This window comes from Luteimicrobium sp. DT211, from assembly GCF_049844995.1.
Classification (GTDB): domain Bacteria; phylum Actinomycetota; class Actinomycetes; order Actinomycetales; family Cellulomonadaceae; genus Luteimicrobium.
Genome location: NZ_JBNCMC010000001.1, coordinates 34,219 through 52,879, shown reverse-complemented (window position 1 = coordinate 52,879; position 18,661 = coordinate 34,219). Strand labels below are relative to the sequence as shown.

The window sequence follows — 18,661 nt, the reverse complement described above, 5'->3', positions numbered from 1 at the left end:
GCCGGTCGGGCGCGTCAGCGCGTGCGGTGCGGCGCGCCGGCGGCGAGCTCGAGCGTCTGCTGCAGGACGGAGAACTGCGCCTTGGGCTGGTACTGGTCGTCCCAGAGCAGGGCCGCGCCCTCGCCCGGGAACGTGCTCGGCACCCACGACGAGCCGTCGTCGATGCCCCAGATCGTGAACGAGATGCAGCGCTTGACGAGCAGGCATGCCGCGAGCGACTGCGACCACATGCTGTTCTGGGCGGTCTGCTCCACTGCGGTGACCGGGAGCGTGGTGCGCACGTCGGCCTCGGTCACGGCGGTGTCGAGCCCGAGGTCGGCGAACTTCTGCATCGTCTCCTGGAGGTTCGGCGTGCCGTACTGGGTGTCGAGGTGGTCCTGGAACCCGACGCCGTCGATCGGCACGCCCTGGGCCTGGAGCTTCTTCACCATCGCGTAGACGGCGTCGCTCTTCGCGCCCGTGTACTCGATGTTGTAGTCGTTGTAGAAGAGCTTGGCCTTCGGGTCGGCCTGGTGCGCCCAGCGGAAGGCGTCGGCGATGTACCCGTCGCCGAGCTTCTGGGACCAGATGTCGTCGCGGGGCGTGCCGTCGTCGTTGAACGCCTCGTTGACGACGTCCCACTGCCAGATCTTGCCCTTGAAGTGCGAGACCTCGGTCTGGATGTGCTTCTTGAGGATCGCGCGCAGCTGGTCCGCGGAGAGGCTGGCCGCCTCGGCCGTCAGCCAGGACGGGAGCTGGTTGTGCCAGACGAGCGTGTGCCCGCGCACCAGCTGGCCGTTCTGCTGCGCGAACGCCACGAGCTTGTCGGCGGGGGCGAAGTTGTACGTGCCCTGCGTCGGCTCGATCGTGTCCCACTTCATGACGTTCTCCGGGCTGACCGTGGAGAACTGGTCGGCGGCGATCGTCGTGTAGGCGTCGTCGGTGCCGAGCTTGTCGGTGTTGATCGCCGCGCCGATGCGCAGGCCCGACGACGCGGCGAGGCTGCGCAGCGTGTCGTCCTGCGTCGACGGGTGGCCGGGCGGCTGGTGGCCGTGGGCGGACGCGGCCAGCGGGGCGGCCACGACGCCGACGGCGACGATGCCGGCGCCGAACGCGATGGCGCGCCGGCGACGTCGGCGGGCGGGGGCGGGGGAGGGTGCAGAGCTCATGCCGTGACTCCTTCGTACGGACGTGGCGTCGCCCGGGCGTCCGTGCCCGGTGCGGTGCCGTGCCACGGGGCGTCGGTGCTCCGTGGCAGGCACCATCGTCTTTCCGAAAGTTTCCGATAGTCAAGGCTCAAGGCGTGCGGTCTCACGGTCCGGACGACGTTCCTCCGTCGACGAGGCCGGCGGGGTTCAGTCGCGGTCGGTGGGCATGATGATCCAGAGGATCACGTAGACCAGCACCTGCGGTCCGGGCAGCAGCACCGACGCGACGGCCAGCACGCGGACGAGGGTCGGGCTGAGGCCGAACCGGCGGGCGAGCCCGGCGCACACGCCGGCGATCATGCGGCCGGTGCGGGGCCGCGACAGCGAGGGGTGGGTGGCGGCTGTCGTGCTCATGCTCGACGGTAGGCGCGCGGGTTCGGCCGGGACCATCGGGGACGCCCCCCGAACCGACCCCGGCTCTCCCGTGGGGTGACACTCAGCGACGCCCGAGCGCGACAGGATGGTGGCCATGGCGCACCCTTCCTCGACTCCCGTCCTCGACCTCCGCGACGTGCGCGAGGCCGACCGGCGGCCCACGGTCCTCGCGGCGTTCCGCGTCCTGCCGGTGGGCGGGTCGTTGGTCCTCGTCGCCGACGACGATCCCGCCCCGCTCCGCGACGCGCTCGAGTCGGAGCTCCCCGGCTCGTACACCTGGGACGGCGAGCCCACCGAGGCCGGGGACGCGAGGGTCCGCGTCGGGCGCCTGACGTCCACCGCGCTCCCGCGCGTGGTGACCAGCACCCGCCCGGCCGACGACGACGCCACCGTTCCCTCGACGGGCGGCGCCGTGTGGTCGCTGCGGCTGCGCGAGCGCGACCTCGACTCGAACGTCGTCGCCCTGCCCCCGCGCGGCGAGATCGGTGAGCACGCCGGCCCGGACGTGGACGTGCTCTTCCACGTCGTGGACGGCGCCGCCACGATCGTGACGGAGGGCGGCGACGTGGCGGTCGGCGCGGGCGACGTCGTCTGGCTGCCGAGGCGTTCGCGCCGCCGGATCGTCGCGGGGAAGGACGGCGTCCGCTACCTCACCGTCCACCGGCACCGCGAGGGACTCGCGCTCACGGCCCGCACGCACGTCTGACGGGCCAAGGGCGCTCGCGGGCGGCCCGTCTACCTCGCGAGGGAGCGGCTCACCAGCCCCCGGGCTCGAGGAGCTTGCGGATCCGCTTCTCGCTTACGGGCCCGTCGGTGCCGAGCTGCTGGGCGAACAGCGACACCCGCAGCTCCTCGATGAGCCAGCGGACCTCGGCGAGGTCGGCGGCGCGCGCCGGGTCCGGTCGCCCGGCGGCGTAGGCGGCGAGGGCGCGCTCGTGCGCCTGCTCGACGTCGTGGACGCGCCACGCGAGCTCGGCGTCGCGGTGGGGGCTGCTCTGGGCCTTCTCGAGCCGGTACGACGCCGCGCGCACGTACCGGACGAGGTGCGGCAGGCGGCGCGGCGGGGTCTGCGACACGAACCCGTCGTGCACGAGCCCCGCCATCTGGTCCCGCAGGTCGGTGAGGGTGTTGAGCAGCGCCATCGACGTCGCGGCCCGGATCTCGCCGTCGAGGTTCCGCGCGGCGGTGAGCGCGGCGACGACGTGCCCGACGACGCGGAACACCTCGTCCTCGAGCTCGGCCCGCAGCCGGTCCCGCACCGTGGCGTACGCGGCGGCGTCCCGCACGTCGGCGGCGTCGGGCACGAGCGTGGTGACGGCGGCCAGCTGCACGTCCGCGACCAGTGCCTCGGTGTTCCGGTAGGGGCTGGCGGCCAGCGTCAGCGCCTGCGTCCCCGTCCACCGGCTGGTCACCCGAGCACCGGCGAGCCCGACCTCCTGCAGCAGCAGCCGCCTGACCCCGCGCGCATGCTCGACAGCCTGGCTCGCCGCATCCCCGAGCACCCGCAGCGCCACGACGGGTGCACCCTTGGCGTCCGGCTCCTCGACGAGCGCGGGATACCCCCGCACGACGGTCCCGGCCCCGACCCGCGTCTCGACGACCTCGGGCAGCACGCCACCCTCGACCCCGCCGAGATCGGTAGCCCAGCCCGTGACGACGGCCACCTCCCGCACGAGCACCGAAGCAGGCTCCCCGGGTGCGCCCCCACCCTGCTGCGCCGCCCCAGCGGGGCCCGAGCCACGCGAAGGTGACCCGGCGGACGAGCTGGTGGATCCGTCGTCGGACGCACCGAGCGGAGAGCCGGACGATCCGGCAGAGGAGGGGGAGGCTGCGCCCGAGGAAGCGAAGGCCGTGGTGGGGCTGGCGGGAGCACCTCGAGGAACGAGGGGTGCGGATGGTAGGCCGAGCGAGTCGGGCGCAGCCTCCCCCTCCGGACCCGGACCCGGACCCGGACCCGACGAGCGGGCCTCCGCAGCCGCCGCCTCCAACGCGACCCGCACGGCCGTCCGCACCGCGGCCTCCGCCCGCGACGCGAGACGACGCTGGAGCTCCAGGAGGTCCTTGCCCTCCCCGAGAACGCTCACCACCCCACGCTCGGGCTCGGACAGCACGCGGTAGGTGAGGCGCAGGTGGGCGGGGAGGCGTTCGGGGACGCCGGCCCACGCGTCGTCGGGGACGTCGACGTCGCGCAGGTCGCGGACGGCTCGGGTGAAGGCGACGCGGAACGGCTCGGCCATGTCGCCGGCGCGGGCCATGTCGTCCCAGGCGGGGGTGTTGGCGCGGAGCCAGGTGGCGATGTCGCGGCCGACGTCGGGCGCGGGGACGAGCTGGACGCGCACGGCCTTGGGGAGGGCGCGGACGGTGGCGACGGTGAGCTCGTCGAGCAGCCCCGGGACCATCCAGTCGAACCCGTCCGGCTGGACGCGCGGCAGCACGGACAGGGGGATGTGGACGGTGACGCCGTCGGCGTCGGTGCCGGGGGAGAACTGGTAGGTGAGCGGGAGCTCGAGGTCGCCCTGCGGCCAGCGCTCCGGGAAGAGCGAGGTGTCGATCTCGTCGGCGGTCGGGACGAGGAGGTCGAGCGTGAACGTCAGGAGGTCCGGGTTGCGGCGGCGGGCGGTCTTCCACCACTGGTCGAAGTGCCGTGCGGACACGACGTCGTCGGGGATACGGGCGTCGTAGAACTCGAAGAGGACGTCGTCGTCGACGACGAGCCCCCGCTGCCGGGAGCGGGCGGCGAGCTCCTCGGCCTCCTCGAGGGTGCGCTGGTTCGCCGACCAGAACGTGTGGTGGGTGGTCCACTGCCCCTCGACGAGCGCGTGCCGGACGAACAGCTCGCGCGCCGCCTCCGGGTCCACGCGGGAGTACAGGACCTGGCGGTCGGCGACGATCGGCACCCCGAACAGCAGCACCTTCTCGCGGACCGTCGCCGCCCCGCGCTTGCTCGACCAGGACGGCTCCGAGTACGTGCGCTTCACGAGGTGAGCGCCGACCTCCTCCGCCCAGTCCGGCTGGATCCGGGCGACGTCGCGCGCCCACAGCCGGCTCGTCTCCACCAGCTCGCCCGCCATCACGAATGCCGGCGGCTTCTTGTTCAGCGGCGAGCCCGGGAAGATCGCGAACCGGATGCCCCGCGCACCCAGGTACTCGTTGCGCGCCTGACGGGCCATGCGCTTGAGCTGCGCCGCGTCGCGACCGGTACGCGCGGACGCCTTGATGTCCGCCGTCTGCTGCATCCCCACCTGCGACAGGAGCCCGGCGAGGAGCGCCTTGTGAATGGTGTCGCCGTCCCACGCGCGCTTGTAGGGGTCGGTCGTCGAGCTCTGGTCGGGGCTGCGGCGGGATGGGCCGACGGCGCTCGGGCTACCATCCGCCTCGCTCGTTCCTCGCTCGGCTCCCGAGGTGTCAGCAGAGTCCGCCACGACAGTTTTCCCACCGTCGGTCGCAGCCGCATCCCGCCCCGCCGCCTCGGGCGTCCGGGTCGCCTTCGCGCCCCCTTCAGCGCGCGCGGGTTCGGTCCGCTGGGGGGGCTCCGGCGTCCGGCTCGCCTCCGCCGACGGTGACGTCCCGTTCGCCGAGGGGGACGTGGCGTGGGCTCGGGCCGGGTCGCCCCAGCGGATGCCCAGCGGCTTGGACGTGTCGCGGAGCTGGGTGACCAGGTCCTGCCACTCGCGGATGCGCAGGAAGTTCAGGTACTCCGACCGGACGCGGCGGCGGAACTGGCTGCCCGACAGATCGTGCTGCAGCTCGCGCGCGTACGACCACACGTTGAGGTAGGTCAGGAAGTCGGAGGTCGGGTCCTGGAATCGGGCGTGGAGCTGATCGGCCTGGGGGCGCTCCTCCGTGGGGCGCTCGCGGGGGTCCTGGATGGACAGGGCCGCGGCGATGATCGTGACCTCCCGGGCGACGCCGCGGCGCGCACCCTCCACGATCATGCGGGCCAGCCGGGGGTCCATGGGGAGCTGCGCGAGCTGCCGCCCGACGTCGGTGAGCAGCGTCGAGTGCGCGCCGTCGGCTGACCCCGTCTCCAGGGCGCCCAGCTCGGTGAGGAGCTGCACGCCGTCGCGGATGGCACGGGTGTCGGGCTGGTCGACGAACGGGAACCGGGCGACGTCGTCGGGCGTGGACACGACGCCCACGGAGATCATCTGGAGGATCACCGAGGCGAGCGAGGTGCGCAGGATCTCGGGCTCGGTGAACGGCGGCCGGGCCTGGAAGTCGTCCTCGGAGTAGAGGCGGATCGCGACGCCGTCGGACACGCGGCCGCACCGGCCGGAGCGTTGGTTGGCGCTCGCCTGGCTGATCGGTTCGATCGGCAGGCGCTGCACCTTCGACGCCCGCGAGTACCGCGAGATGCGGGCCGTCCCGGGGTCGACGACGTACCGGATCCCCGGGACGGTGAGCGACGTCTCGGCGACGTTCGTCGCGAGGACGATGCGCCGTCCGGGGTGGGACGCGAACACGCGGTGCTGCTCGGCCGCGGACAGCCGCGCGAACAGCGGCAGGATCTCGACGTAGCCCGGCTGCCGGGCGTCGTGCGTCCGATCGCCGAAGTGCCCGGTGAGCGCGTCGGCTGCGTCGCGGATCTCCCGCTCGCCCGACAGGAACACGAGGATGTCGCCCGGCCCCGGGTCGTGGCGGGTGCGGTCGTGGGCGATGAGCTCGTCGACGGCGTCGACGATGCCGGTGACGAGGTCGCGGTCCTCCCGCTTCTTCCCGTCGGCGGTCGCGTCGCCCGTCAGCGGCCGGTACCGGAGCTCGACCGGGTACGTGCGGCCCGACACCTCGATGACGGGTGCAGGGACGTCGTCGGACCCGAAGTGCTTCGCGAACCGCTCGGAGTCGATCGTGGCGGACGTGATGACGAGCTTGAGGTCCGGGCGCTGCGGCAGCAGGCGCGACAGGTAGCCCAGCAGGAAGTCGATGTTGAGGGACCGCTCGTGCGCCTCGTCGACGACGATCGTGTCGTACGCGAGCAGCTGCGGGTCCCGCTGGATCGCTGCGAGCAGGATGCCGTCGGTCATGACCTTGACGAGCGTGTCGTCCGACGACTCGTCCGTGAACCGCACCTGGTAGCCGACGGTCTGGCCGAGCGGCGTGCCGATCTCCTCGGCGATGCGCTCCGCCACGCTCCGGGCCGCCAGGCGTCGCGGCTGCGTGTGCGCGACCTGCCCGGCCCGGCCGCGACCCAGGTCGAGGAGGATCTTGGGGAGCTGCGTCGTCTTGCCGGAGCCGGTCTCGCCCGCGACGATCACGACCTGGTGGTCCCGGATCGCCGCGGCGATCTGGTCGCGGTGCGCGCTGACCGGCAGCTGCTCGGGGTAGGTGATGGGAGGCACGACGACGGCCTCGCGCCTCGCGCGCATGCGTTCCAGGTGGGCTGTGCTCACCCGGGGCGTCGCGGGCCGGCCGCCGCGGGGACCCTTCCCCCGGCCCCTGCCGCGCCCTCGCCTCGGCCGGCTCCCGGTCTCGGGGCGCGCGGGACCGCCGTGCCCTGGCTCGGGCGTCGGGGTGGGGGATTCGGTGCTCACGGGCTTCCATTCTCGCAAGGCTGCGCAACCTCATTGGACGGAGCGGGTGCCGTCGCGGCGTCGACGTCGGTAGCGTGGCGATCGCCACGGACGACGGGGAGGCGCGCGATGGCGACCATCACGGTTAGCGGTATCGACGACGAGCTCATGACCAAGCTTCGAGCCCGCGCCGCGGCACACGGACGCTCGCTCGAAGCAGAGGTGCGGGCGATCCTCGTCGAAGCCGCGAGGGAGCCCGCCGCGAGCGATGTGTGACGACTTCGACACGATCGTCGCCCTGCTGACCCGGGCTGCCACCGAGAGGGCCTCGCCGCGTGTCGCCGTCGACGGCGTCGGCGCGAGCGGCAAGACGCGCTTCGCTTCTCGACTCGCCGAGCGGTTCACCGCGCCCGTCGTCGTCGTGCACGGTGACGACTTCTTCAACCCGCCGTCCGTCCGTCACGCCCGCGGGAGGAACTCCCCGGAGGGCTTCTGGCTCGACGCGTACGATGTCGCCGCGCTCACGGCCGAGGTCCTCCGACCGTCGGGCGCGCCGGACGGCGCCCTCGTCCTCGTCGAGGGCACGTTCCTGCACCGCGACGGGCTCGCCGGACTCTGGGACTTCTCGGTCTTCCTTGACGTGCCCTTCGACGAGGCGGCACGGCGGATGTCCGAGCGGGACGGGCTCGCTCCGGACGACGCCCGGCACGGGCGCTACCGGGGCGCGCAGCAGCTCTACTTCGAGGCCGCACGACCGTGGGAGAGGGCGTCCCTCGTCGTCGACGCGACCCGCCCGGACGCACCGCGGATCATCGACGCCTCGACGTCGGCCGCCGCGCGGGTCGCTGCCGCGAGCAGTGCAGCCGCCGCGGTCGGCCCTCGCGCTCGCCTCTCCTGACTTCCTTTCCGGCGTCTGCGCGGCCGTCGTGTGGCAGGCTCGGCGCATGGGACTGTTCCGCCGCAAGCGTGAGCCCTTCCTCACGGCCTCCCCGGACGCCCCGGTGCCCGGGATGGCCGCGACGACGAGCGTCGCCCCGGCCGAGGCGCCGGCGGCCACCGGGAGCGCGCCGGAGGACGACGCGCCCGTCGTCGAGCCGTTCACCCTCGCCGTCGAGGACGTCTTCAGCATCACGGGCCGCGGCACGGTCGCGACCGGCACGGTCGCCACGGGGACGGTCCGCCGCGACGAAACGGTCGAGATCGTGCGCGACGGCGTCGTGGTCGCGACCACCGCCGTGACCGGGATCGAGACCCTGCGCAGGCAGGTGGACTCAGCGAGCGCCGGGGCGTCGGTCGGGCTGCTCCTCAAGGGCGTCGCCCGCGACCAGATCGCGCGGGACGACCTCGTCCGCGCGGCACCCTGAGGTCCGGGGCGTGAACAAGTCGCGCCTGGAGGCGTTTAGCGACGGCGTCCTCGCCATCATCATCACGATCATGGTGCTCGAGCTCCGGGTGCCGGAGGGCTCGTCGTGGGAGGCGTTGCGCGACGTCGCCCCGACGTTCCTCACGTACCTGCTGTCGTTCGTGTACGTGGGGATCTACTGGAACAACCACCACCACATGCTCCAGCTCGCGTCGAAGGTGGACGGGCGGGTGCTGTGGGCGAACCTGCACCTGCTCTTCTGGCTTTCCCTGCTGCCGTTCACGACGTCGTGGATGGACGAGTCCGGCTTCGACCCCGTCCCGACGGCGGTCTACGGGATCGACCTGCTCCTTGCCGCGGTGGCGTACTTCCTGCTGCAGCGAGCCCTGATCAGCCAGCAGGGCTCGGACGGGCCGCTCGCGAGCGCCCTCGGCCGTGACTGGAAGGGCAAGCTCTCGCCAATCCTGTACCTCGTCGGGATCGCCGCGGCCTTCTGGGTGCCGTACGTCGCCGTCGGGGTGTTCGTGGTGGCGGCGCTGATCTGGCTCGTCCCGGACCGCCGCGTGGAGCGCTTCGTCGCCGAGCACGGCACGTCCGGGCGCTGATGACGTCTGCGGGCGCCGACCATGCGCCGGGCATCGCCACACCGCGCCTCGCTGCGACGAGCAGCTCGGCCCGGCTACGTGGCCCTATTCGGCGAGGAGCTCGCGCACGCGCGGGGCGACCTGCGTCCCGTAGAGCTCGATGGAGCGCATCAGCGTCTCGTGCGGGAGCGTCCCGGTCGAGTACTTGAGGTCGAAGCGCGTCGCGCCGAGCAGGTCGACGGTCGCCGCGATCTTCCGGGCCACGGTCTCGGGCGACCCGACGTACAGGGAGCCGTCGGGTCCGGCGTCGTGCCGGAAGCGGTCGCGGCTGTACGGCGGCCAGCCGCGCTCGGCGCCGATCCGGTTGTTCATGGCCTCGAAGTGCTCGTAGATCTCGTCCTGCGCCTGCTCGTCGGTCTCCGCGACGTGTCCGGGCGAGTGGATCCCGACGCGCCCCGGCCCGCCGCCCGGTTCCGACGACCACCCGAACTCGCCGAGCGCCCGCCAGTACAGGTCGACGTACGGCCGGAACCGGGCGGGCTCGCCGCCGATGATCGCGAGCATCATGGGCAGCCCGTACCGGGCGGTCCGGACGACCGACTCGGGCGACCCGCCGACGCCGATCCACGCGGTGAGCGACCCGCGCTCGGTCTTGGGGTAGACGTGCTGGTTCTTGAGCGACGCGCGCTTCGATCCGGCCCAGGACACGGCCTTCTCGGTGCGGAGCGCGTCGAACAGCTCGAGCTTCTCCTCGAAGAGGTCCTCGTACTCGCTGAGGTCGTACCCGAACAGGGGGAACGACTCGACGAACGAGCCGCGCCCGAGGATGACCTCGGCGCGCCCGCCGGACACGGCGTCGAGCGTCGCGAAACGCTCGTAGACCCGGACCGGGTCGTCCGAGGAGAGCACGGTGACCGCGGAGCCGAGCCGGATCCGTTCCGTCCGCCCCGCGATCCCGGCCAGCACGACCTCGGGCGCCGAGACCGCGAAGTCGGCCCGGTGGTGCTCCCCGACCCCGAAGAAGTCGAGGCCGACCCGGTCCGCGAGGACCGCCTCCTCGACGACGTCGCGGATCACCTGGCCCGCGGGCTTCGGGGTGCCGTCGGCCTGCGCGGTGACGTCGCCGAACGTGTCGAGACCGAGCTCCAGCGTCATGCCTGCCTCAACTCCGCGGCCCTCGCCGCTGTTCCGTCGTTCGCACGGGTGGGTGCAGTGCCGTCGGCCGGCGCGTACACGCGCAGCGCGGCCGGCTTAAGCGTCAGGCGCAGGCGCACGGGGCCCGCCGACGACGCGGGGTCGCCCACCACGAGCGTCTCGCCGTCGTGCGCGAGGGTCGTCCCAGCGGTGACGACGAGCTCGAGGGTCTCGACCTCGTCGGCCGCGGTCGCGAGCCACGACCGCGTGCGCGGCACCCGCGCGGCCAGGCCCGACCCGACGCCGTCGAGCACGGTCCGCGCGAGCACGCGCGTGCGGCTCGGCCGCCGCTCGGCGAGCGCGGACCGGACGTCGAGGATCCCGTCGTCGAGCCGGGTCCGCTCGACGGGCGCCGGGCCGCGCGGGGCGTAGCGGTCGATGCCGGCGAACAGCGACCACACGTCGCGCTCGCCGGACGGTCCGCCCACCGGCAGCGGCTCGGCGCCGGGGAGCGTGCGGACCGCCGCGACGACCGCGGCGGCCCACTTGCCGAGGCGCGCCTCGAGCCGTTCGCGCCGGGCGACGAGCTCGGGGTAGGCCCCGAGCGCGAAGGTGTTGAGCACGGTGCGCCTCACCACCTCGCCGTCGGCCGGTCGCACCTCGAGCTCGCCCACGTCGACCGCGACGCCCGTGCCCGACCGGACCGCGTCCGCGACCAGCGCGACCGGGTCGTCGACGTCCCGCCCGTCGAGGTGCAGCGCCTTCGCGAAGTGGTTGAGGGTCCCGCCCGGGAACACGACCAGCGGGACGTCGTGGGCGCGGGCACCCGCCGCGACCGAGCCCACGGTGCCGTCCCCGCCCGAGACCCCGACGGCCCGCGCACCGCCGGCCACGGCGTCCGCGACGAGCCGCGCGACGTCGTCGTCCTCGGACAGCTCGTGGACCCGCGCGGCCGGGAGTGCGGAGCGGACGGCTGCCGCCGCGTCGGTGTCGTCGGGCCCCGAGGCCGGGTTCACGACCACGAACAGCCCCTCGCCGTCGGGCAGCGCCGGGAGGTCCACGGCCGGGGCGGGGGCGGGCGGCGGCCGCCGTCGCGTCTCCCGCGGTGCCACGATCCTCCCGACCGCGGCGGCGCCTGCGCCGATCGCGACCCCGCCGAGCACGTCGGAGAACCAGTGCGCGCCGACGTGGAGGCGCGAGTACGCCACCGCCGCAGCCACCGGGGCGAGCACGGCGCCCGCCGCCGGCCACTCCGTCGCGACGCCGAGCGTGAACGCCGCCGCGGACGCGCTGTGCCCCGAGGGGAACGATCCCGACGTCGGCTGGCCGGTCAGGCGGCGCAGCGCGTCGAGCCCTGAGGCCGCCGGCCGTTCGCCGCCGAGGAGGGGCTTCGCGACGAGGTTGGCGACGGCGCTGGCCGCGAGGAGGGTGGCCGCGCCGCGGACGGCGGCGCGACGCCCCGTCGGACCGGTCACGGCGAGCGCCGCGCCGGCGACCGCCCACAGCACGGACCGGTTGGCGAGCCCGCTGAGGCGGCGGAGCGCGGCGTCGGCGGCGGGTCCGAGGTCGACGGCGTCGGTGCGGGCGGCGACCTCACGGTCGAGCCGGGCGAGCCCCGGCCAGCGGTCGTGCGGCGCGAGCGGGCCGCGGCGTCCCCGCGTGGCGATCGCCGAACGGGCCCACGACCAGGCGCGCGGCAGCTGCGGAACGGGAGGATCGATGCTCGGCGTCACGCCCCGACGCTACGCACCGCGGCGCGTCGGCGCTCGCGGGTGGCCGCCCCGGGGTGCCCCCGGTGTCCGGGCTGCGGCGTCAGCCCTCGCCCAGGCGGAGGGCGTCGAGGTGCGCGAGGAGCTCGGTGAGGGACTCACCGACCGCGCCGCTGCCCACCTGGCCACGCACGTGCCGCACCTGGGCGGCAGCGGCCTCGAGAGCGACCTGTGCGTCGGAGAGGGCGAGGGCGGTGCGCGCCTCGTCGGTGGCGTCCGTGACGTCCTCCGCCGCCCCGGCGAGCGCCTCCTCCGCGGACAGGGTCGCGGCCCGCGCGGACTCGACGGCGTCGGTGACCTCGTTGGCGAGCGTCGCCGACAGCGCGTCGATCTCCCCGTCGACCCGCGCGAGGTCGAGGTCGAGGGCGGCGGTCTGGGTCCGCGCGTCGTGCAGCGCGGAGGCGAGGGCGTCGTGGCTGCCGCCGAGGAAGAGGATCGCGGCGACGGTGAGGAGGCCGGCGGCGGCGTAGCGCGCCGCGAGGGACGTCGTGGCCGGATCCCCGCGCCACGACGTCGGGCCCGAGGTCAGCGGCGACGTCACGCGACCAGTCTGCCGTGCATTCCTGCGAGAAGACAGAGAGAAATCAGAGTAGGGGTTACAAACTCGTGGAGGTTCGGTGGAGGGCGGTGCGAGAGTAGTTGCGTGAGCACTCCTGACCCCAGCCGCTTCCTCGTGCGCGGCCGCCTCGAGCGGCTGCCGCGGCGCGCCGCGGACCGCGACCTGGTCCTCGCCTACCTGGCGGCCCGGGTCCTCGTGCTCGACGACCCCGTGACCGAGCGTGCGCTGACGGACCGCCTCACGGACCTCGTCGACGACCCCGTCGGGATCCGCCGGGACCTCGTCGACCGGGGCCTCGTGACCCGCACGCGCGACGGCGCGACCTACTGGCGCACCGTGGTCACGGTGTTCGACGGGCTGGACGGCGAGGTCGTCAGCCCACCGTCTTCGTGACCGAGGTGGCGAGGCTGTCGAGCTGCTTCTCGACGTCGTCGATGGTGGCGCGGGCCTGGCTCGCCGTCGGGAGCTTCGACTTGAGCGTCTCGAGCCTCGCGCGCGCTTCCTCGAGGTCGTCGTAGGCGTCGTCGAGGCGCTGGCGGGCAGCGGCCGAGAGCGTCGAGGTCGACTTCTGGGCGTCGTCGAGGGCCCGGCGGGCCTGGTCCGCGGCGTCCTGCGCCTGCGCCAGCGCGGCGTCGCCCTGCGTCTTCATCGAGCCGAGCTCGCTCGACAGCCGCTTGACGTCGGACCCGATCTGCTGCGTCTGGTCGGCCGCGTCGGTGACGAGCTGCCGCACCGCGTCGGTGTTCACGGACCCGTCGTCGCTGCACGCCGCCAGGGGAGCGAGGAGCCCCAGCCCGACGACGGCGCCCCCGACCGCGCGCCACCCGAGTCGCCCGCGGCGGGCGGTGGGAACGCCGGACCGGTGGGTGGTGTCGTGGACGTGAGCGAGGGTGTCGGTTCGGGTGGGCATGGCACCCATGCTGCCGCAGGCGCCTGGGAACGCCGCGGCCCTGTCGCGCGGCGCGGCCTAGGGTGCGGTCGACCTCGGCTCGTCGCCGACGGCGAGCGTCACGAGCGCCCGCGCCACGAACAGCGCGAAGACGGAGCCGGCCAGGGCCCCGACGAGCGCGCTCGGCGTGAGGCTCGACCCGCGCCCCCACGCCCAGGCCCCGACGGCCACGACGACCAGCAGCACGGCCAGGGCCACGAGCCCGGGATCGCGGAAGACCCGGGCGAGCGGCACGAAGTGGATCCCGACGACGCCGCAGATCCAGGCGCTGAGCCACGCCTCGTGCCCCGTGCGGGCGAGCACCATCGCCCCGGCGGCGCACAGGGCGACCTCGACAGCGACGATCACCCCGAACCGGATGCCGTCGGCCTGGGTGGCGAGCGCCGTCGCGTGGTCCCACCAGCGGACCCCCAGGATGCCTCCGACGACCGCCGCCGCGAAGCACAGCCCCGCCGCGATCCCGAGCGGCAGACGCCACGACGCAGGCGGCGCCTCCTGCGCCCACCCGAACCACGCGAAACCGGCGACGCCGAGGACGGCAGCGGTGAAGGCGACGTCGCGGTCGGTGGCAGTGCTCAGCAGGTCCATGGGTCGTCACAGTAGCCAGTGGCCGGCGCACACTAGGTGGGTGACCTCCACCGCCGTGCACCCGGGCCTCAGCATCGCCGACGCCGCAGCAGCGACCGGGCTCACCGTCCACACGCTGCGCTACTACGAGCGCGACGGGCTCATGCTCGACCCGGTCGACCGGGCGCCGTCGGGCCATCGCCGGTACTCCGAGGCGGACCTCAGCTGGATCGTCATGCTGACGCGGCTGCGCGGGACGGGCATGGGGATCGCGGAGCTCCGTGAGTACGCCGCCCTCTGCCGCGCGGGCGGCGGGAACGAGGACGAGCGGCTCACGCTGCTGCGCGCGCACCGGGAGCGGGTGCTCGCCGAGCTCGAGGCGACGCGCGAGAACCTGCACGCGATCGACGCCAAGATCGGCATCTACGAGCAGCGCCTCGTCGCCGGCCGACCCGCCGCGGGCCCGCGCCCTTGACCTCGAGCGCGCTCGAAGGCCCACGCTCGGCGTCATGACCACCGACACCAGCTCCGTCCTCCCCACCCGCGTCCTCGGCACCGGCGACGCCGCGCTCGAGGTCTCCGCCCTCGGCCTCGGCTGCATGGGCATGTCCGCGTTCTACGGCGCGTCCTCCGGGACGGGCTCGACGACGGACGCCGAGTCCGTCCGCACGATCCACCGGGCCCTCGAGCTCGGCGTGCGGCTCTTCGACACCGCCGACATGTACGGCCCGCACACCAACGAGGAGCTGCTCGGCCGGGCGCTGCGCAGCTCGGGGGTGGACCGGGACGACGTCGTCGTCGCGACCAAGTTCGGCATCAAGGTCACGGGGCCGCGGCCCGTGGACCGCGCCGTCGACGGGAGCCCCGCCTACGTGCGGGAGTCGGTCGACGGCAGCCTGCGGCGCCTCGGCCTCGACCACGTGGACCTCTACTACCAGCACCGGGTCGACCCGATCGTCCCGGTGGAGGAGACCTTCGGCGCGCTGGGCGAGCTCGTCCAGTCTGGGAAGGTGCGCCACCTCGGCATCTCCGAGGCGGGGCCCGCGACCGTCCGGCGGGCGCACGCCGCCCACCCGCTGACCGCCCTGCAGACCGAGTACTCGCTGTGGAGCCGCGACGTGGAGGCCGAGATCCTGCCCACGCTGCGCGAGCTCGGCATCGGCCTCGTGCCGTACTCGCCCCTGGGTCGCGGGTTCCTGACGGGGACGGTCACGCGCGAGCAGCTGGCCGACGGCGACTTCCGGGCGACCAACCCGCGGTTCGTGGGCGACGCGTTCGACGCCAACCTCGCGCTCGTGGACGTCGTGCGGCGGATCGCGGACGCGCACGGCGCCACGCCCGCGCAGGTCGCGCTGGCGTGGGTGCTCGCGCAGGGCGACGACGTCGTGCCGATCCCCGGCACCCGCCGCGAGCGCTACCTCGAGGACAACGTGGGAGCGGCGGCCCTCCGGCTGTCCGACGACGACCGTGCGGCCCTCGACGCGACGTTCCGGCCCGAGAACGTCGCTGGGGCGCGGTACGTCGCTGGGGCGCGGTACGAGGACATGTCGCGCGTCGGACGCTGACCGCCGGGCGTCGCCCGGGTGACGCGGGGGTGAAAGGTTCGGGACGGCAGCGTTGTCACACGGGTCATCTCGAGGACGTAGGGTGCCAGGCGTGGCAGGCGACGTGGCGAGCAGCGCGAAGATGGCGCAGGCTGGGAGAGACGCCCGAAGTGTGACCGCGGTCACCGGGCGTGAAGTCGCACCATCCAGGGGAGTCATGCCGATCCGTCGCACCGCACGCAAGCCTCCGATCGGGCCAGGACGACGCGCGAGCGCGGTCGTCGCGCTGGCCGCCGCCGCGTCGCTGGGCGCCCTGGGCGCCGCGAGCGCCCACCCGGGCGAGCCGCCGGCGTCGGCCACCACGATCGCCCTGCCGACGTCCGGCGCCACCACGGTGGCGACCGTGCCCGAGGTGGCGCCCCCCACCCCGACGATGGACCGCGAGGACGTCCTCGCGGTCCTGTCGCGCGCCGACGACTACCTCGCCGCGCACCCCGACGCCGTCGGCGGACCGGTGGCGCAGGCCGCGAGCGAGACCGGCATGCTGCTCGTGACGTACGACGCGCAGACCGCCGCGACCGCGGCCCTCACCCCGCCCGTCGACCTTCCGGTGAGCCCGCTCGCGCCGCCCGACCCGCTGACGACGTCGCCGTGGGACAAGGTCGTCGGGAAGACGACGACGCCGTCCACCGCGACCGGCACGGGAACCACGGGATCCGGTTCGACGGGCGCCGGCACGACGGCGACGCCCGCGCCGACCGCGAGCCCGACCACGGTCCCCACGCCCGGGAGCACCGCGAGCCCCAGCAGCACGGCCGGACCGACGACGCCGAGCGACGCCGCGACGACCGACGTCCTCGCCGACGGCGGCAGCGCCCCGAGCGGATCGCTCCCGACGCCCGGCGTGGTCGGGACCGGGTCCGGCGTGCTTGCGGCCGCCGACCCCACCGCCTCCGCCGGGGCCACCGACCAGGCGGCCGCACCGGCGGCCGACCCGTCCGCGGCCTCGGGCGTCCCGCAGGCCAACCCGACGAGCCCCGCCGGCACCCCGGCCGCCACGGACGCGACCAGCGCGACCGGCGCGCAGGCCGACCTTCCCACCCCGGCCGCGACCGCGGTGACCGGCGCCGTCCCGTCGCCCGCGCCGTCCGGCGACGGCGGCTCGCCAGCGGTCGTGCCGAGCGCGACGCCGTCCGCGGTGCCGACGACGACGCCGTCCGCCGGGCCCACGCCCGCGCCGTCCTCGGTGCCCACGGCCGGCGCGGACGAGCAGCCGTCGACGACCGTGCCGACCAGCCCGTCGGGCGTCGCGGCGAGCGGCGCCGGCGTCGGCAGCGGCGGCGTGGCCGGCGTCGTCGGCAGCGCCCCGACGCCCTCCGGCCCGACGTCGCCCAGCACGACCACGCCGACGATCGGCACGACGCCGCCGGTGCTGGCGGCGCCGGGCGCCTCGGCGACGTCCGACGGCTCGACGGGCGCGGCCCAGGGCACGACCGACGACCCGGCGCTCCCCGACCCCGACGACCGCGACGCCACGACGCCGGTCACCTGGGCGGACGTCGTGGCGGCGGCCGAACGGCTCGCGACGGGGCTCGACGCCATCGACGCGGACCAGACCGCCGCAGGCCTCACCGGCGTCACCGGGCCGGACGGAGTCGCCGGGGCGTCGGGAGCGACCGCGGTCACGGGGAGCCTCGCCCAGCAGCTTCAAGCCCTCGCCACCCAGTACGGCACCAGCGTCGACGGCTACCGGAACGGCGAGATCCCGGCGTCGGCGCTGTGCCCGCTGAGCTTCGCACCCGGTCAGATGCTGCGCTGCGACGCCGCGAACCGCCTCGAGGCGCTCGACAAGCTGTTCGAGAAGCAGTTCGGCCACCCGATCGCGATGACGGACTCCTACCGGTCGATCGCCGTCCAGATCGAGCTCCGGAAGACGAAGCCCGCGCTCGCGGCCGTGCCCGGTACGTCCAACCACGGTTGGGGCCTCGCCGTCGACCTCGGCTACCCGATCTCGACCGGCCGGTCCGCCGAGTACGCCTGGATGCGGCAGCACGGCCCCGCGTACGGCTGGGACAACCCGTCGTGGGCGCACCTCGACGGCAGCAAGCCCGAGCCCTGGCACTTCGAGTTCTACTCGGGCGGCGTCCTGCCGACCGGGACCCCGATCGCCGGGTACACGGGTGCCGCGTCGCCCGTCGACGTCGAGGACGTCCCGCCGGGGCCGTCGCACCACGCGACCACACCCACCCCGACGCCCTCGAAGCCCACCACGCCGACGGCCCCGAAGACCCCGAAGCCCACGGCGACGCCGACGCCCACACCCACTCCGACGCCTACCCCGACCCCCACGCCGACGCCGACGACCGTCACGATCCCTGACGGGCTCGTGGGCACGCCGCTCGCCGGGGTGCAGAAGAAGCTGGTGGGCCTGGGGCTGAAGGTCGCGGAGCCGACGAAGGCGTACTCCGCCACGGTCCCGGAGGGCTCGGTGGTGAGCGTGGCCCCGGCCGAGGGCGCCGCGGTCAAGACCGGCTCGACGGTGAAGCTCGTGGTCTCCCAGGGCCCGAAGCCCGCGGCGACCGTGACGATCCCGAAGGACTTGGTCGGCGCGGACCTCGCCGCCGTGCAGTCGGAGCTCGAGAAGCTCGGCCTGAAGGTCGGCGAACCGACCGAGAAGCCCTCGGCCGACGTGCCGAAGGGCGCGGTGATCAGCACGACGCCGGGCGCGGGCGCCGCGGTCAAGGTCGGGTCGACCGTCGCGATCGTCGTCTCGAGCGGTCCGGCGGTACCCACCGGTGTCGTCGGCGCGACCCAGCCGGATGCGGAGAAGGCGCTCAAGGCCGCGGGCGTGTCCTACGAGGTGGCGCAGCAGGCGAGCGACGACGTCGCGAAGGGCCTCGTCATCTCGGTCGACCCGGGCGAGGGCACGACGGTCGACCCCGACGAGATCGTCAGGCTCACGGTCTCGACCGGACCCGCCGACTCGGGCGCCGGCGGCACCCCGACCGGAGACGGGGACGGCGGCGACACGGGCGGGACGCCGACCCCCACGGCCACGCCGACCGCCACCCCGACGGCGCGCGAGACCGAGTCGTCCTGACGGGTCCCCTCGGACGACCT

Annotated in this window: 17 protein-coding genes; 9 read left to right on the top strand and 8 right to left on the bottom strand. The window is 74.6% G+C overall.

Translation table 11 applies throughout. The features are described 5' to 3' along the window. Positions 1 to 14 precede the first annotated feature (14 nt). Positions 15 to 1,148 (bottom strand): endo-1,4-beta-xylanase, encoded by a 1,134-nt coding sequence (locus tag ACLQ14_RS00265; protein WP_425808673.1) that lies wholly within the window; start codon positions 1,146 to 1,148, stop codon positions 15 to 17. Positions 1,149 to 1,334: 186 nt separating this feature from the next. Beyond that, complete coding sequence (locus tag ACLQ14_RS00260; RefSeq protein ID WP_425808671.1) at positions 1,335 to 1,541, bottom strand: PspC domain-containing protein; 207 nt, start codon at positions 1,539 to 1,541, stop codon at positions 1,335 to 1,337. A gap of 115 nt (positions 1,542 to 1,656) precedes the next feature. Here ACLQ14_RS00260 and ACLQ14_RS00255 point away from each other — a divergent pair, with 115 nt between their 5' ends. Further along, positions 1,657 to 2,268 (top strand): DUF2249 domain-containing protein, encoded by a 612-nt coding sequence (locus tag ACLQ14_RS00255; protein WP_425808669.1) that lies wholly within the window; start codon positions 1,657 to 1,659, stop codon positions 2,266 to 2,268. Between the two features lie 49 nt (positions 2,269 to 2,317). Here ACLQ14_RS00255 and hrpA read toward each other — a convergent pair whose 3' ends face one another. Continuing rightward, positions 2,318 to 6,928, bottom strand: a complete 4,611-nt coding sequence (hrpA, locus tag ACLQ14_RS00250) for an ATP-dependent RNA helicase HrpA (protein WP_425810168.1) — start codon at positions 6,926 to 6,928, stop codon at positions 2,318 to 2,320. A gap of 273 nt (positions 6,929 to 7,201) precedes the next feature. Here hrpA and ACLQ14_RS00245 point away from each other — a divergent pair, with 273 nt between their 5' ends. From ACLQ14_RS00245 to ACLQ14_RS00230, 4 genes are read left to right on the top strand one after another with little or no spacing between them, the layout of a single operon-like run. Continuing rightward, positions 7,202 to 7,348, top strand: coding sequence for a FitA-like ribbon-helix-helix domain-containing protein (locus ACLQ14_RS00245; protein ID WP_425808667.1), 147 nt, complete (start codon positions 7,202 to 7,204; stop codon positions 7,346 to 7,348). After that, on the top strand, positions 7,341 to 7,970 hold the full coding sequence (locus ACLQ14_RS00240) for a uridine kinase (RefSeq protein ID WP_425808665.1): 630 nt from the start codon (positions 7,341 to 7,343) through the stop codon (positions 7,968 to 7,970). Before ACLQ14_RS00245 ends, ACLQ14_RS00240 begins: the two co-directional genes overlap by 8 nt. A gap of 46 nt (positions 7,971 to 8,016) precedes the next feature. Further along, on the top strand, positions 8,017 to 8,436 hold the full coding sequence (locus tag ACLQ14_RS00235; RefSeq protein WP_425808663.1) for an EF-Tu/IF-2/RF-3 family GTPase: 420 nt from the start codon (positions 8,017 to 8,019) through the stop codon (positions 8,434 to 8,436). A gap of 10 nt (positions 8,437 to 8,446) precedes the next feature. Further along, complete coding sequence (locus ACLQ14_RS00230) at positions 8,447 to 9,040, top strand: TMEM175 family protein (protein ID WP_425808661.1); 594 nt, start codon at positions 8,447 to 8,449, stop codon at positions 9,038 to 9,040. A gap of 84 nt (positions 9,041 to 9,124) precedes the next feature. Here ACLQ14_RS00230 and ACLQ14_RS00225 read toward each other — a convergent pair whose 3' ends face one another. From ACLQ14_RS00225 to ACLQ14_RS00215, 3 genes are all read right to left on the bottom strand, one after another. Next, positions 9,125 to 10,174: an LLM class flavin-dependent oxidoreductase gene (locus ACLQ14_RS00225; RefSeq protein ID WP_425808659.1), complete on the bottom strand. Its 1,050-nt coding sequence runs from the start codon at positions 10,172 to 10,174 to the stop codon at positions 9,125 to 9,127. Further along, on the bottom strand, positions 10,171 to 11,886 hold the full coding sequence (locus tag ACLQ14_RS00220; protein WP_425808657.1) for a bifunctional phosphatase PAP2/diacylglycerol kinase family protein: 1,716 nt from the start codon (positions 11,884 to 11,886) through the stop codon (positions 10,171 to 10,173). The genes ACLQ14_RS00225 and ACLQ14_RS00220 overlap by 4 nt, the downstream gene beginning before the upstream one ends. 79 nt (positions 11,887 to 11,965) lie before the next feature. Then, positions 11,966 to 12,463, bottom strand: a complete 498-nt coding sequence (locus tag ACLQ14_RS00215; protein WP_425808655.1) for a hypothetical protein — start codon at positions 12,461 to 12,463, stop codon at positions 11,966 to 11,968. 102 nt (positions 12,464 to 12,565) lie between these two features. On the opposite strand from ACLQ14_RS00215, the gene ACLQ14_RS00210 reads away from it, so the two are divergent. Further along, positions 12,566 to 12,874: a DUF2087 domain-containing protein gene (locus tag ACLQ14_RS00210; protein WP_425808653.1), complete on the top strand. Its 309-nt coding sequence runs from the start codon at positions 12,566 to 12,568 to the stop codon at positions 12,872 to 12,874. Here the strand turns inward: ACLQ14_RS00210 and ACLQ14_RS00205 are convergent. Both ACLQ14_RS00205 and ACLQ14_RS00200 read right to left on the bottom strand, forming a co-directional pair. After that, a complete protein-coding gene (locus tag ACLQ14_RS00205) occupies positions 12,855 to 13,391 on the bottom strand; it encodes a hypothetical protein (RefSeq protein WP_425808651.1) in 537 nt (178 codons plus the stop codon). The genes ACLQ14_RS00210 and ACLQ14_RS00205 overlap by 20 nt on opposite strands. Before the next feature lie 57 nt (positions 13,392 to 13,448). Then, positions 13,449 to 14,018 carry a hypothetical protein gene (locus ACLQ14_RS00200; RefSeq protein WP_425808649.1) on the bottom strand — a complete coding sequence of 190 codons (570 nt, stop codon included), beginning with the start codon at positions 14,016 to 14,018 and terminating at the stop codon, positions 13,449 to 13,451. A gap of 40 nt (positions 14,019 to 14,058) precedes the next feature. Here ACLQ14_RS00200 and ACLQ14_RS00195 point away from each other — a divergent pair, with 40 nt between their 5' ends. The 3 genes from ACLQ14_RS00195 (at position 14,059) to ACLQ14_RS00185 (ending at position 18,641) form a co-directional block, all read left to right on the top strand. Further along, on the top strand, positions 14,059 to 14,472 hold the full coding sequence (locus ACLQ14_RS00195) for a MerR family transcriptional regulator (protein ID WP_425808647.1): 414 nt from the start codon (positions 14,059 to 14,061) through the stop codon (positions 14,470 to 14,472). A 34-nt stretch (positions 14,473 to 14,506) separates the two neighbouring features. Then, entirely contained in the window at positions 14,507 to 15,562 is a 1,056-nt protein-coding gene (locus ACLQ14_RS00190; RefSeq protein WP_425808645.1) for an aldo/keto reductase, read from the top strand. Positions 15,563 to 15,758: 196 nt separating this feature from the next. Beyond that, entirely contained in the window at positions 15,759 to 18,641 is a 2,883-nt protein-coding gene (locus tag ACLQ14_RS00185; RefSeq protein ID WP_425808643.1) for a PASTA domain-containing protein, read from the top strand. Positions 18,642 to 18,661: the final 20 nt, after the last annotated feature.